Source organism: Streptomyces sp. NPDC023723 (assembly GCF_040639815.1).
In the GTDB taxonomy this organism is placed as follows: Bacteria; Actinomycetota; Actinomycetes; order Streptomycetales; family Streptomycetaceae; genus Streptomyces.
The window spans coordinates 1-13,341 of record NZ_JBFAAP010000019.1 but is presented as its reverse complement, the minus strand read 5'-3'; the positions used below and the strand labels follow the sequence as shown (position 1 = coordinate 13,341).

Below are 13,341 nucleotides of genomic sequence, written 5' to 3'. Positions count from 1 at the left end.
CTTCGGGTCGGTCCTCGGCGTCCGTGGGCGTGGCCGTCAGGAGCTGGAGGGCGGTGGCGTACATGCGCCGCTTGACGGTGTGCAGAGTGGGGCCTGCCTTGGCAGCGCCGGCCCGCGCGATGGCGAAGGCCGTCGGGTGCACCGCGTCCGCGGCGACGGCGTGGTCGACGACAGCCGCGGCCGCGGCGTCGGCGCCGCCGTAGCGACGGCCGCTGATCAAGGCCTCATGGGCGGCCTGCGGGCTGAGCCGGGCCTGGACGAGGGTGGCCATGCCGCGGGTCAGGGGGATGCCGATGTCGATCTCCGGCAGGCACCAGAAACCGCGGTCGGCGCGCATGACACGGAAGTCGTGGGCGAGGGTGAACAGAGCGCCGGCGGCGAAGGCGTGCCCCTGAACGGCGGCCACCGTGATCACCGGAAGAGCGAGCACACGGGCGAAGAGGCGCTGGAGGGAGGCCATGCACTCCTCCCAGCGCTCTCCGTCGGCAGCCAGCCAGGTGAGGTCCGCGCCGTTGGAATAGAACCGGCCCGTCGCGGTGGTCATCAGGGCCCGGGGCCCCTCGGCCTTCTCGACCTGGTCGAGAGCGTCATGCACGGCGCCGATGAATGCGGGATCGAAACGGTTCTCCGTGTTGCCGAGATCGAGGACGAAGATGTCGTCGCGCAGCTTGAGTGTGGGCATGGCGGCTCCTTCGACGTGGTGGCGACATACAAGCACGCAGCGGTTAAGCAATGACCGCACCGCCTCCAAACAGGCGCTTAAGCGGTGGAGGGGGGAACGGCGACCCCGAGGCAAAAATCTCACCAAGGGAAGGGACAGCAGCGCAGATGTTGAACCCGGGCGAGCGGCCGATCTGGTAACGGCGCCTGTTTGCTTTGAGCGTTTTGCCCTTCCTCAAATTTCCCTCACGTTTTGAGGTCCTTGACTGGTGGGACACCTCAAGGCAAGCTCTGGCAGGTTGTCGACGGACAGTGGGGGGCGAGTCGATGGGCTTTGCAACAACGCGCCGGAAAAACGCTGGGTACATATACGGGCTCATCGCTGCGATCGTACGGACGTTTCTGTGCATCGTGGCCCGAAGGGACTGGCGGGGCGCCCATAATCTGCCCCGAGAAAGTGGATACATCACCGCGATCAATCACACCTCATATCTCGACCCATTGGCCTACGGCCATTTCCAGTACAACAATGGATTACCGCCGAGATTCCTGATCAAAAGCTCACTGTTCGATGTTCCGGTACTGGGTGGAATTCTTCGGGCGACCGGGCAGATTCCCGTGGAACGCGGCAGCCACCGGGCGGCGGACGCCTTGCACGCGGCCGTCGAGGCGCTGGAGCGCGGACGCTGTGTCGCCATCTACCCCGAAGGCACCTTGAACGCCACCGCGGACCTGTGGCCCGGCCGGGCCAAGACCGGTACCGCCCGACTCGCTCTGACGACGGGGGCGCCGGTCGTACCGGTGGCGCAGTGGGGCGCGCACGAGATCGTCCCGCCCGACGGCAGGAGCCGTCGACGGTTCCGGCCGTTCCCGCGCACCGCGCTGATCGTCGCGGCCGGGCCGCCGGTCGATCTGTCCGACCTCTACGGTGCGGAACTCACGGTGCCGGTCCTGCGGGAGGCCAGTGCGCGGATCATGGCGGCGATCACGGATCTTCTGGTGGAGGTCCGGGGGGAGGAGCAACAGCCATCGCCGAGCCCCGGCTGAGGTCCGGTGCGCGGGCAAGTCCGCCATGGCCTGCCGGGCAGGCCGAAGGAGACACACACACTCAGACGTCGTGTGAGAGAACGGGAAACGTAGTGGATCTGGTGGAGCGTGAACGCAGCCGAAGTGCGCTGGAGGAACTGTTCGCTCAGGCGTATACGGGCGGCGGGCGGGCGGCGCTTGCCGTCGGTGCGCCCGGCATGGGAAAGAGCGCATTGATCCGGCAGGTGCAGACGCATGCCGCCGGGGCGGGCGCGGTGGTGCTGTCGGCAGTGGCCTCACGGGCGGAGAAATCCCTGCCGATGGGTGTCATCGGGCAGTTGCTCGGAGCGGTGGGGTCATCCTCCTCGCGCTCCCCGGACCTGGACGGGCTGCTGTCGTCCGCCATCACGCTGCACCCCGAGGAGTGGACGATGCCCAGCCACACCTCCGTCACGGCCCCCATCGTCGAGGGCGTCCACCGGGTCGTACGCGGCCTGACCGAGCGGGCACCGCTCCTCATCACCGTCGACGACATCCACGAGAGCGACGCCGCGTCGCTGTTCTGCCTGCTGTACCTGGTGCGACGTGCGGCCATGTCACGCATGCTGGTCGTGCTGAGCGACGGCCATGTGCTGCCCCAGATGTCCTCGCCGCTCACCTCCGAGTTTTTCGGTAACCCGGCGTGTTCACTGATCCACCTGACGCCGTTCTCCGCGCAGCGCACGAGGGTGGAGATCGCGCCGCACACGCCCCCGGGCACCGTCGACCGCCGGGCCGCGAGCTGCCACCGGGCGTCCGGCGGCAACCCGTTGTTGCTGCGGGCCCTCCTGGAGGACGACGACCGGGTGGACGACGGCAGAGTGGACGACGGCAGTGCGGAGCGGCCCGGCCGCGGCGTCACCCCGGTGGCAGGGGCCAACTTCCGTCTCGCCGTGCGCTATCTGCTCAACCGGCTGGAAAAGCCGATGCCGCAGGTCGCCCGGGGGCTCGCCCTGCTGGCCACCGAGGCGACGCCGGGCCGGCTGGACCGGCTGCTGGCGCTGCCGAGCGGCACGGCTGCCCAAACGCTGAGCACACTGGACGCTGTCGGCCTGACCTGGGGCGGCCGACTCCAGTTCGAGGCCACCCGGGCCGCCGTCCTTGAGGAGATGTCCACGGCGGACCGGGTGGACCTGCGGCGCCGGGCCGCCTGGCTGTTGTACGAGGAAGGGGCGCCGGCGCCGGCGGTGGCCTCCCTGCTGGTCGCGGCGGGCACCTCGGCCGCCGAGAGCTGGGCCCTGCCGGTCCTGTCGGACGCCGCCGAACACGCGCTGCGCGGCGGCGACGTGCGGGGAGCGGTCGCCTGTCTCCACGCCGCCCGCACCGCCTGCCGCACCGGTGAACAGCGTGCCGCGGTACGAGCCGAACTCGCCAGGACCGAATGGGACGCCGACCCTTCTCTCGTCCTGGGACACCTCACCGGGCTGATCCACGACCATGGCACCGATCGGTTGGAGCCGCGGCACGGGCTGCTGCTGGCCGGGTTCCTGCTGTGGCACGGCCGCCCGGAGACCGCGGCCGACGTGCTCGCGGACCTGTCCGCCGCGGGCGACCGGCTGTCGGACAGCCAGCGTTCCCACCTGCCGTCCGTACGGGCCTGGCTGCGGTACGCCTACCCGGCGGCCGGGGCGCGGATCGAGGACGGCCACGAACCCGCTGATCCGCCGCCGCTGGACGAGACGATCGCGGGCACCCGGCCGGACGCGGTGAGCGCCGGGCCGCCGGACGCCCGCAGCGCGAGTGATCCGGCGACGGGCGCGGTGGCCGTCGCCGAGAGCCTGCTGCAGAGCACGGTCATGCACGGTCCTCGCACGGCCTCCGCCCTGGCGGGGCTCACCGTGCTGTTCGACCACGCCCGGCTCGACCGGGCCGCCGCCTGGTGCGAGGTGCTGATCGACAAACTGCCCAACCAGCCGCGGACGGCACGCGCCCTCTTCCTGGCGGCGAGCGCCGCGGTGGAGTGCCGGCGGGAGAACTTCGAGTTGGCCGGGGAACGGGCCGGGACGGCGCTCTCCCTGCTCACCCCGGCGGCCTGGGGTGTCACCATCGGCATACCGCTGGCCGTGCAGGCGCTCTCCCGGCTCGCTGCCGGGGACCGCCGGGGGGCGGACGCCTGCTTCGCGGTCCCGGTGCCCCCCGAGATGTTCGGTTCCCTGCCCGGCTTGCACTACCTACAGGCTCGTGGCCGCCGCCATCTGACGGAGGGGCGCCACCACGCCGCTCTCGGTGACTTCTACGCCTGTCGCGAAGTGATGACGGCGGCGAACCTGGCCGACCTTCGGTCGGTGCCCTGGCGCCTGTACGCCGCGGAGGCGCTGGCGGGGCTCGGCGACCTCGCCGGGGCCCGCGCTCTTCTCACGACCGAATGGGAGTACGGGGCGGACGGGCGTCGCGCGCCGGCCGAACGGCGCCGGGCCCAGCGGCTGATGGACTGCCTGGAGACGGCCGTGTCCGAGGCAGCGCGTCATCCCCTTCAGCCGGTCGTCCTGTACCCCGGAGGGTTGGGTGACGGCGCCGCGGAGCGTGCTTCGTTCGACGTGCTCAGCCCGGCCGAGCAGCGCGTCGCCCGGTTGGCTGTGCGGGGGCACACCAATCGCGAGATCGCCGCCCGCCTGTTCGTGACGATGAGCACGGTGGAGCAGCATCTGACGCGCTCCTACCAGAAGCTCGGCGTGCGCGGGCGACCGGACCTGCTGTCGAGGCTGGGCGCGCAGTTGACGGTGCACTGAGCGGCCGCATTGTCGGGCGATTCTCCGTGGACGGCTTTTCGGTGATGCCCTGAATCACCGAAAAGCCGTTCCGAACATAACTCTGTCATGCGAGGCCGATGAACCCTTATTCGCGGCGCCTGCCACCCCAGCCTCCTTTTAAGGGTGCTGTTAGGGGTTGTCAGGGGATTGAGTTCTCTCGCATTGTCGAACAGGCCGGGGCGTCACTGCGGAGGCCCTGGGCGGAGCACAGGTCGCACACGGAAGTCACGGGGGGATGCCACGTGCAGTTCGGAATTCTGGGGCCGGTCGAAACAGTCGTATCCGGGCGGGTCATCACGCCCCAGCCGGCCAAGGTCAGGGCCGTCCTGGGTTTTCTGGCCGGGCACGCGGGGAAAGCCGTCTCCCGGAAGAGCCTGGTGGACGCGCTGTGGAACGGGGCTCCGCCGCGCACCGCGCGTACGGCGCTCCAGGTCTATGTGTCCAAGCTGCGCAAGCACCTCGACGAGCATGCCGGTCTGGCCCACCGGCTGGTGACCATGCCGCACGGCTACTCACTCGCCCTGGAACCCGGCGAGCTGGACCTCCAGGTGTTCGACGGCCTGGTCCGGCGCGCCCGGACCGCGGTGTCCGACAGCCGTTCGCACGAGGCGCTGGCTCACTTGCAGGAAGCCTGCGCGCTGTGGCGCGGTCCCGCCTTGGCCGACCTGCGTGGCTCGGTCCCATTCGACGCCCTGGCACGCCAGTTGGACGAGCGGCGGATCGACGCACTGGACCAGCGGATCGGCATCCAGCTCGCGCTGGGCCAGCATTCTCACGTCATCGGCGAGTTGTACGGGCTGATCGACCAGTACCCCACCTGGGAGGCGGCGCACGGGCACCTGATGCTCGCCCTGTACCGCAGCGGTCGGGTCGCCGAGTCGCTGGACGTCTACCGTGTGATCCGCCTCGCTCTGGTGCGCGAACTCGGCATGGAGCCCGGGGAGCACATACAGCAGCTCCAGAGGTCCATCCTCTCCCGGAACCCGGAGCTGGACGACGCCGCGTTGCTGTCGGGCACTCGCTGACCGACGATTAGGCAGCGCTTAAGCGGGACTCGAATTCCGCACTGTTAGGCTCCCCGAGAAGCCCGCCTACCGGATTTCTGTCGGAAGTCACTCGAAATAAGGGCCACTTCATGCTTTCGCATCTCTCAGAAAGACTCCACGACCCCATATTCTACGCCCTGCCGGCGGTCGTACTGATCATCGTCGTGGAATTCATCGCCATTCGTTGCGACAGCGAGGACGTCGAACGCTACAGCAGCGCGGACACCTGGGCCAACATACTGACCGGGATGGGCGCCCTGGTCATCTCCAGTGTGCTGCGCACGGGGGCGCTGGTCTTCTACGCCTGGCTGTACGTCTACGTCGCCCCGTTCCAGCTGCCCGCGGACGCCTGGTACACGTGGGTGGCCCTGTTCTTCGGGGTCGATCTCACCATCTACGTCTACCACCGCATGACCCACCGCATCCGGCTGCTGTGGGCCGGCCACCAGGTGCATCACTCCAGCCAGTACTTCAACGTCTCCGTTGCCCTGCGACGCAAGTGGGCACAGTGGTTCGAGAAATTGATGTGGCTGCCGCTGCCGCTGCTGGGCGTGCCGCCAGCGCTGGTCTTCACGATGCACTCGGTTCACCTGCTGTACGGGCTGTTCGCGCACACGGAGAAGATCGGCACCCTGCCACGCCCCATCGAGGCGGTGTTCGTGACGCCCTCCCACCACCGGGTGCACCACGGCAGCGACCCGGAGTACCTGGACAAGAACTACGGCAGCATCCTCATCGTCTGGGACCGGATGTTCGGCACCTTCCAGCCCGAACTGCACCGTCCCACCTACGGTCTGACGAAGCCGGTCACCACGCACAGCGTCTGGCGGATCCAGCTGCACGAGTTCGTCCAGATGTTCCGCGACGTGCGTAACGCAACGTCCTGGCACGACCGTGCCGGATACGTCTTCGGACCGCCCGGCTGGCACCCCGGTGCCCGGCGCGCGCCCGGCCCGCGCCGGCCGGAACCCGCGCGGCGCACCACCGCCTGACCACCAGGAGGGACCCGGCCCGTCGGGCCGGGTCCCTCCTGCATTCGAGGACCGTGACAGACCGAGAAGGACCGAGGATGACCACACCCGTCCCCTCCAGTGGCAGTGGCCCGCGCGGCCACGCCTGGCTCACGCTCGTCACGCTCGCCCTGGGCGCCATGACGGTCTCCCTGGACAGCACCGTCGTGGCCGTCGCGCAGCCCGTCATGCGGGACCGGCTCGACGCCGGCATCGGCGACATCCAGTGGGTGACGGCCAGTTATCTACTGGCCCTCGCCTCCTCGCTCGTCATCGCGGGCCGGGTGGGGGACCGGTTCGGGCACCGGCGGACGTTCCTGGCTGGCACCGCCGGCTTCGTGGTGTCGTCGGCCGCGATCGGTCTGGCGACGGATGTCACCTGGGTCATCGCACTGAGAGTGGTGCAGGGGCTGTTCGGCGCGCTGATGCAGCCGCCGACACTGGCCCTGCTGCGTACCACGTTCCCGCCGGACCGGCTGAACCTTCCCATCGCGCTGCGCAGCGGCGCCCTGGGCCTGGCCACCGCGGCGGGTCCGGTCGTCGGGGGGCTGCTGGTGGCGCACGGCGACTGGCGTCCGGTGTTCTTCGTCAACGTACCGCTGGGTGCCGTCGCCTTCGGGCTGGGGCTGCTGGTGCTGCGCGAGACACCGCCCGACCGGACGGCCCCGGACACCGACCCGGTCGCCGTGCTGCTTCTGACCGGCACACTGCTCGCCCTGGTGTGGGGTGCGGTCAAGGCACCCGACTACGGCTTCGCCGACGTGCGGACCTGGTCGTCGCTGGGCGGTGCGGTCGTGCTGGGGGTCGGCTTCTGCCGGTGGGAGTCGCGGGCGCGGACACCGCTGGTACCACCCGCCCTGTTCCGGGTGCGCCGTTTCGCCGCGGGCGTGCTGCTGATGACGCTGGTCTCCTTCGTGCTGTTCGGCGTGCCCTTCCTGCTCGCCTTCCAGTTGCAGAACGCCCTGGGCATGTCGCCGCTGGACTGCGGGCTGCTGGTGCTGTGGCTGACCCTGGCCATGGTCGCGTCGGGGGTGGGGACCGGCCTGCTGATGCACCGCACCGGGGCACCGCTGCCCGCGGTGGCCGGCATGGGCCTCACGGGCCTGGCCGCGCTCGGCCTCGCGCACGCGGTCACGGCGGGCCCGGTCGGTGTGGAGACGCGGTGCTGGCTGGTGCTGCTGGGGGTCGGCTTCAGCGCCGTGATCGTGGCTGCCACTCATCTCATCGTGCGCGAGGCGCCGGTACAGCACTCCGGCATCGCCGGCGGCATCCAGCAGACCGCGATGCAGGTCGGCGGGAGCCTGGGCACCGCCGTGCTGGGGGCGGTGCTCGCCGCCCGCGTCGAGGCCCTGCTGCCGGACCGGCTGGCCGAGGCGGGTGTGCGGCTGGAGGGGGACGCGCTCCGGGACGCCGTGCGCTCGGCGGTGACCGGCAGCACCCCGCGGGCGCTGGGCGGCCCGGCGCACTGGGCCGTCCGGGATTCCTTCGGCTCCGGCCTGCACATCGCCCTCGTCCTGTCCGGCGTCCTCGCCCTGCTGGCCGCCGCCGCGGGCGCGGTGCTGCTGCGCCGGCCCGGCCGGGCAGCGCACGACGGCGGTGCCGAGAACGCCGCGACGCCGGAGCGGGAGCGGGCGTCGGGAACCGCCGAGTGACGACGGTCCGCGCGCCCGGTGACCGGGACCCCGTCGCGGGGTCCCGGTCACCGCCAGCCGGACATCGGCGAGACCGGCCGGGCAGCGGCCTCGCGGGCCGCCGTGTGTCCGGCGCCTCGCATATCGGTCTCCCAGCGGCTCCAGAAGTCGTCGAGCCAGGTCAGGGTCTCCCGCATCAGGTAGTGGTCGGCGTCGGGGCGTAGGGCGGAGAGCAGGAAGGACTTGCGGCCCTCGGCGGGTGGTCCGAGCACGGTGACGCGTTCCTCCACCGAGCCGTCGCAGCGTACGGGGCGGTGCCGGTCGTCCAGGTCCAGCCCGCCCGGCTCGAAGTCCTCCCCCGTGGCGGAGGTGTTCCGCCACAGCCGCACGGTTCCCCGGCGCAGCAGGTTGCGGAAGAGGGAGGCGGCGTCGCGGCGCGGATCGAAGGGGTGGACGCGCGCGTCCACCAGCGTGTCCACCGGGCACGACACCCCGGTGACGGGACCGTCGACGCGGAACCGCCCGGTGCCGGGATCGGGCGTGACCACGGCGCCCTGACCGGCGCCGACCAGCAGCAGCCCGTGCCGGACCAGGGCTTGGACACGGGCCATCACCTCGGCGGCGGCACCGTTGGCGAGCCGGTTGTGCAGGCGTACGTAACGGGTCAGGAAGTCCCGGTGGGAGTCGGCCGTCAGTCCGCCGTCGTCCACCGCGTAGGAGATCACTGCGCGCAGGTCCCGCCACACTCCGTCGGCCGCGGCCTTGTGCGGGTTGTCGAGGTTGCCATGGGCGGCCCACCGCTGGTCGCGGTCCATGAAGGCGAGCACATGGGCCCGGTATTCCTCAGGCGTGGGGGCGGCGGAGGGAAGCACGGGCCGTACGGTGCGCTCCCAGCTGAAGCGATTGCCCTTGGGATCGGTCTCCAGGGCCCAGGGCGAGTGGCGCGCCGTGTCCGGGCCGGGCAGCGGGCTGTCCGGCCCGAGGACCACGTCCGTCCAGCGGCGCAGAGCCGCCCCGACCGGCCAGTTCCCCTGGGCCGCCTCCGCGTCGGCCTGGGACACCCGGCCGGCCAGTACCGAGTCGAGCACCTCGACCACCTCGTCGACCGCGGCCTCCAACGGGGCCAGCAGCCGGGTCGGATCGTGCGGCCGGTCGCCGTGCGGAGGGCCGCCCGCCAGGAACGCCCGGTGGGCGAGGGCGGTATGGGCGGCCAGGAAGGCACCCGTGCCCGGTCCGAACAGGGTGGTGTAGTGGACGTGGGCCATCTCCAGCACGATGAGCGGCAGCACGTCCCGTTCGAAGTCGAGGCGGCGCGGTCCCGAGCCGTCCGCGCCGGGCACACCGACGCCGGCGCGCAGCCGGTCGACGGCGTCGGTGGTCAGGAACACCCCCTGGTGTTCCAGCCGGGCGGGGTCGGCCTCCTTGTGGTTGTCCGGCCGGGCGAAGGTGAACAGGCCGCTCTCGCTGAAGGCCAGCAGCCGTGCGGGCTCGGCACCGCTCGGCGCGTAGCACAAGCCGTGCGCGGGATCGGGCAGGAAGCGTCCGCCGCGGCCCTCGGTGAGGTGGAGGATCACGTCGATGGCGGTCAGCCCCATACCCGCGACGCCGACCACCCGGTCGCTCCCGGTGTCCGCGGCCCGCAGCGTCCGGTCCAGCGGGTAGGCGTACGGCACGTACGACGACGCGGTGCGCTCGGCGTGAGCCAGCAGTTCGGCGGTGCGGGGCGTGCGCCGGGGGTCGTGCTGGGTATGGCCGGTGACGATCAGGGCCTGGTCGACGGGGAAGCAGCGGCCGTCGGTGATCCGCACCAGCAGCCGGCGTCCCCGCGGCTGGATGTCCGCCACCTCCGCGTGGTGCAGGTACACCTCGACACCGGGGTGCCGGCGCAGGTCGCGCAGGTAGGCGTGGAACATGTCCTGGAGGGCCAGACCGTGCACGTAGCGCCGGGGCCAGTCGTCGGGGCCGAGGTCGAGGTCCGGCTCGCCGGTGCGGGCGAACCTGCGCCGGCACCACTCGTGCAGGGTGGGCCGCTCCCGCGCGGGACGCAGCCGCCGGGCACCGCGCACCGATTCGTCGGCGGCAAAGGACACCTGGCTGGTGATGCGGTTCAGGAAGCTGGTCGTGGGCTGGGTGGGGCTGTGCGATTCCCCGGAGCCGAAGTGTCCGGAGCGTTCGAAGAGATGGATGCGCAGCCGGCCGTCCGGCCCGAGCCGGTCGAGGTCGGCGGAGAGCCGTTCGAGGGCGTAGGTGGCGCGGGGGCCGCCGCCGACGATGGCGAGCGTGTGGACCCGGGTCGCGGTCATCTGGCCTCCGTGGTCCTGGGGGGCGGGTCGCCGGCCCCCGCCGACGGCAGGGCGCGGGCGAGTACGGCGAGGCAGGCGTCGATGTCCGCCGCGTCCATGGCCCCCATGGTGGAGAGCCGGAAATAGCCGCCGGCGAGCTGTTCCTGCGCCGCGTACACGACGAAACCCTCGTCCTTCAGTTCCTGGTGCAGTCGTGCGAAGGTCAGGCCCTCGGGTAGTGCGACGGCGGTGAGCCCGACCGCGCGGTGGTGCGGCGGGATCAGGATGCGCAGGCCGAGCGCGGTCAGTCCGGCGCGCAGTCGTTCCGCCAGCCGGCGGTAGCGGGCGCCGCGCGCCGCCGGGCCCTCCGCGAGCGCCAGGTCCAGGGCCTTGTCGAAGGCGTGGAAGACCGGAACGGCCGGGGTGAAGGCGGGGACGCCCGCGGTGTGCTGGGCCTGGTAGTGCCGTCCCAGGTCGAGGTAGTAGGAGCGCGGGGCCCGGGTCGCCAGCTCCGCGAAGTCGGTGTGCGCGGCACAGACGAACGACAGTCCGGGCATCCCCTCCAGGCACTTGTTCGCCGTTCCCACCAGCCAGTCGATGCCGTGCGCCGCGATGTCGACCGGCTCGGCACCGACGCTGCTGATGGCGTCCACGATGACCTGGCGCCCGTGGCGGTGCGCGACGGCGGCCGACGCGGCGACGTCGTTGAGCATGCCGGTGCTGGTCTCGTGGTGCACGAGCGCGACATGGGTGAGGGAGGCGTCCGCGGCGAGTGCCCGTTCGACGCGGCCGGGGTCGACGGGCGTGCCCCAGCCCAGCTCCAACCTGACGCACCGGACACCGAGAGCCGCCGCGATGTCGTGCAGACGCTGTCCGTAGTGGCCGTTGTCCACCACGAGCAGGCCGCCCGTCGGGGGGACGACGCCGACGGCGGCTTCCAGCGCGGCCGTGCCCGAACCGGTCAGCACCACGGAGGTGTGCCGGGCCGTGCCACCGCACAGGGCGGTGACCTTGCGGCGGACGTCGTTCATCAGCTCGGTGAACTCGGGTTCGCGATGGCACAGGTCCGGGCCGCCGAGCGCGGCGCGCACCTCCGGCACGGTGTTCACCGGCCCCGGGTTCATCAGCACCCAGCTGCGCGAGGCGGCGGAGGCGGAGGTGGTCATGCCGTCACCGCCGTGCGGAAGCGAGTGGCCGACGCCGGCGGGGGCAGGGCGGGCCGGCCCAGGCGCGGGTCGGAGTGGGCGCGGATACGGACCCGGATCAGGGAGGGGCCGCGGTGGCGCAGCTGCTCGGCGAGAGCCGCCCGCAGGCCCTGCTCGCCGGTGACCTCGGTCGCCGAGCAGTAGCCGGACGCGGCGGCGATCTCCGTGAAGTCGACCGCCGCCGACCCGGTGGGCTGTCCGCCCGTCGACTCGTACGCCTCGTTGTCCAACAGCACGTGCAGCAGGTTCGGCGGGGCGGTCCGGCCGATGGTGGCCATGGTCTCCAGGCGCATGAGGGCGGCGCCGTCCCCGTCGAGGACGACGACCTGCCGGGTGGGCGCGTTCAGGGCGACGCCGAGGGCCACAGCGGAGGCGCAGCCCATGGAGCCGACAACGTACAGGTTCTGCGACCGGTCCCAGTCGCGTTCCAGTTCCCGCGCGGTCTTGCCGGTGGTGGCGACGACCAGAGCCTGGTCGCCGACCGCCCGCATCACGTGCCCGATGGCCTCCGAGCGCGCCATCAGGCGGCTGTCCGGGCGGGAGTCCGCCGTGTCGCACGGTGCCGCCGGCCAGGGGGCGATGGCGCCCTTGGGGACGACGAAGGCGAAGGGCAGCCCCGTCTCGCGCATGTGCGCGTCCGCGACCGCCAGCCGTGCGGTCAGTTCTTCCTCCCGGTCCGGCAGGAGCTCGTTGCGGATCTCCATGCCGGTCAGCAGGGAGCGGGTGATGCCGCCCATGAGCTGGTGCTGCGGTTCGTCCGGGACGCCGGGTTCGCCGCGCCAGGTCACCAGGAGCAGCACCGGCACGCGCAGGGTGTGGCACAGGGAGGTGAGGGGGTTGACGGCGTTGCCCAGTCCGGAGTTCTGAAGGATCACCACCGGACGGCGCCCGGCCAGCCAGGCGCCCGCGGCCATAGCGACGGCCTCCCCCTCGTTGGCGGAGATGAGGTAGCTGTCCGGCATCTCCTGTTGCAGGCAGCTGATGACAGGGCCGAGGTAGGAGCAGGGCACCCCGGTGAACGGGCCGAAGCCCGCCCGGTCCAGGATGCCGACGACCTTGCCGGGGTCGAGGGCGCGGGTCATGCCGTCACCTGCTCCGGCATCAGCGCTGCCAGTTGCCGCAGGTGGTCCGGAGAGCGGACCTCCGTCCAGCCGCCGGCCGTCGTCACCGCGTGCACGGTCCGGCCGGCGGCGACGAGATCGGCGAGCAGGTCGGCCAGGGCAACGGAGGCGGCCGCACCGGAACGCCGTTTCTCGGCGGCCTGCCGCAGGTCGGCGAAGGCGGCGCGGGAGAAGGCCGCCGCGTGCGCGAACACCGCGGGTCCAGCGGCCCCGTCACCCAGGGCGGTCACCAGGTGGCGTCCGAGCCGCCGGCCCCCGACCGCCCCCGAGGCCAGCGTCACGGGGACCGCGTCCGTCTCCGGCCCGGCCGCGGTCACGTCGACGAGTACGCAGATGTCGGCGGGGTCGGTGACCAGCCGGCGCAGCGTCTCCGCGTCGGCGAACACGCGCTCCGGCAGCACCAGGGTGCGCGCGGCGGTACCGGCGGGCACGTCGGCGAGGGCCGCCGCGGTGTCGGTGCGGCCGTCGCGGGAGGTGTCGAGGACGGACCGCACCCCGCTCTCGCGCAGCGCGGCGGCCAGCAGCCCGGACAGGCCCCGCGCGTCGGCCGTCGTCGTCCCCGGCCCCGGGG

General features: G+C 72.0%; 9 protein-coding genes and 1 pseudogene. 5 read left to right on the top strand and 5 right to left on the bottom strand.

Annotated features, from left to right (window positions below):
• Positions 1-46: 46 nt before the first annotated feature.
• A pseudogene (locus tag AB0G32_RS20785) lies at positions 47-682 on the bottom strand (enoyl-CoA hydratase-related protein); the annotation flags it as partial.
• Positions 683-1,071: 389 nt separating this feature from the next.
• On the opposite strand from AB0G32_RS20785, the gene AB0G32_RS20780 reads away from it, so the two are divergent.
• The 5 genes from AB0G32_RS20780 (at position 1,072) to AB0G32_RS20760 (ending at position 8,183) form a co-directional block, all read left to right on the top strand.
• Complete coding sequence (locus AB0G32_RS20780) at positions 1,072-1,707, top strand: lysophospholipid acyltransferase family protein (RefSeq protein ID WP_361164956.1); 636 nt, start codon at positions 1,072-1,074, stop codon at positions 1,705-1,707.
• Between the two features lie 92 nt (positions 1,708-1,799).
• Positions 1,800-4,454 (top strand): LuxR family transcriptional regulator, encoded by a 2,655-nt coding sequence (locus AB0G32_RS20775; protein WP_361164954.1) that lies wholly within the window; start codon positions 1,800-1,802, stop codon positions 4,452-4,454.
• Positions 4,455-4,717: 263 nt separating this feature from the next.
• The gene (locus tag AB0G32_RS20770) at positions 4,718-5,500 is read left to right on the top strand and encodes an AfsR/SARP family transcriptional regulator (protein ID WP_361164952.1); all 783 of its coding nucleotides are present in this window, start codon (positions 4,718-4,720) and stop codon (positions 5,498-5,500) included.
• A gap of 110 nt (positions 5,501-5,610) precedes the next feature.
• On the top strand, positions 5,611-6,513 hold the full coding sequence (locus AB0G32_RS20765) for a sterol desaturase family protein (protein ID WP_361164949.1): 903 nt from the start codon (positions 5,611-5,613) through the stop codon (positions 6,511-6,513).
• 77 nt (positions 6,514-6,590) lie between these two features.
• Positions 6,591-8,183 carry an MFS transporter gene (locus AB0G32_RS20760; RefSeq protein ID WP_361164946.1) on the top strand — a complete coding sequence of 531 codons (1,593 nt, stop codon included), beginning with the start codon at positions 6,591-6,593 and terminating at the stop codon, positions 8,181-8,183.
• A 47-nt stretch (positions 8,184-8,230) separates the two neighbouring features.
• Here AB0G32_RS20760 and AB0G32_RS20755 read toward each other — a convergent pair whose 3' ends face one another.
• The 4 genes from AB0G32_RS20755 to AB0G32_RS20740 form a co-directional block, all read right to left on the bottom strand.
• Positions 8,231-10,465, bottom strand: a complete 2,235-nt coding sequence (locus AB0G32_RS20755) for an FAD/NAD(P)-binding protein (RefSeq protein WP_361164945.1) — start codon at positions 10,463-10,465, stop codon at positions 8,231-8,233.
• Complete coding sequence (locus AB0G32_RS20750; RefSeq protein WP_361164943.1) at positions 10,462-11,610, bottom strand: 2-aminoethylphosphonate aminotransferase; 1,149 nt, start codon at positions 11,608-11,610, stop codon at positions 10,462-10,464. Before AB0G32_RS20750 ends, AB0G32_RS20755 begins: the two co-directional genes overlap by 4 nt.
• A complete protein-coding gene (aepY, locus tag AB0G32_RS20745; RefSeq protein WP_361164940.1) occupies positions 11,607-12,731 on the bottom strand; it encodes a phosphonopyruvate decarboxylase in 1,125 nt (374 codons plus the stop codon). The genes AB0G32_RS20750 and aepY overlap by 4 nt, the downstream gene beginning before the upstream one ends.
• The coding region (locus tag AB0G32_RS20740) for a hypothetical protein (RefSeq protein WP_361164937.1) at positions 12,728-13,341 on the bottom strand (614 nt) is incomplete at its 5' end. The genes AB0G32_RS20740 and aepY, both read right to left, overlap by 4 nt.

Excerpts from the sequence above, each read along its gene's own strand:
- aepY (WP_361164940.1), bottom strand. The coding sequence starts at position 12,731 with ATGACCCGCGCCCTCGACCCCGGCAAGGTCGTCGGCATCCTGGACCGG.
- AB0G32_RS20760 (WP_361164946.1), top strand. The coding sequence starts at position 6,591 with ATGACCACACCCGTCCCCTCCAGTGGCAGTGGCCCGCGCGGCCACGCC.
- AB0G32_RS20750 (WP_361164943.1), bottom strand. The coding sequence starts at position 11,610 with ATGACCACCTCCGCCTCCGCCGCCTCGCGCAGCTGGGTGCTGATGAAC.
- AB0G32_RS20765 (WP_361164949.1), top strand. The coding sequence starts at position 5,611 with ATGCTTTCGCATCTCTCAGAAAGACTCCACGACCCCATATTCTACGCC.
- AB0G32_RS20755 (WP_361164945.1), bottom strand. The coding sequence starts at position 10,465 with ATGACCGCGACCCGGGTCCACACGCTCGCCATCGTCGGCGGCGGCCCC.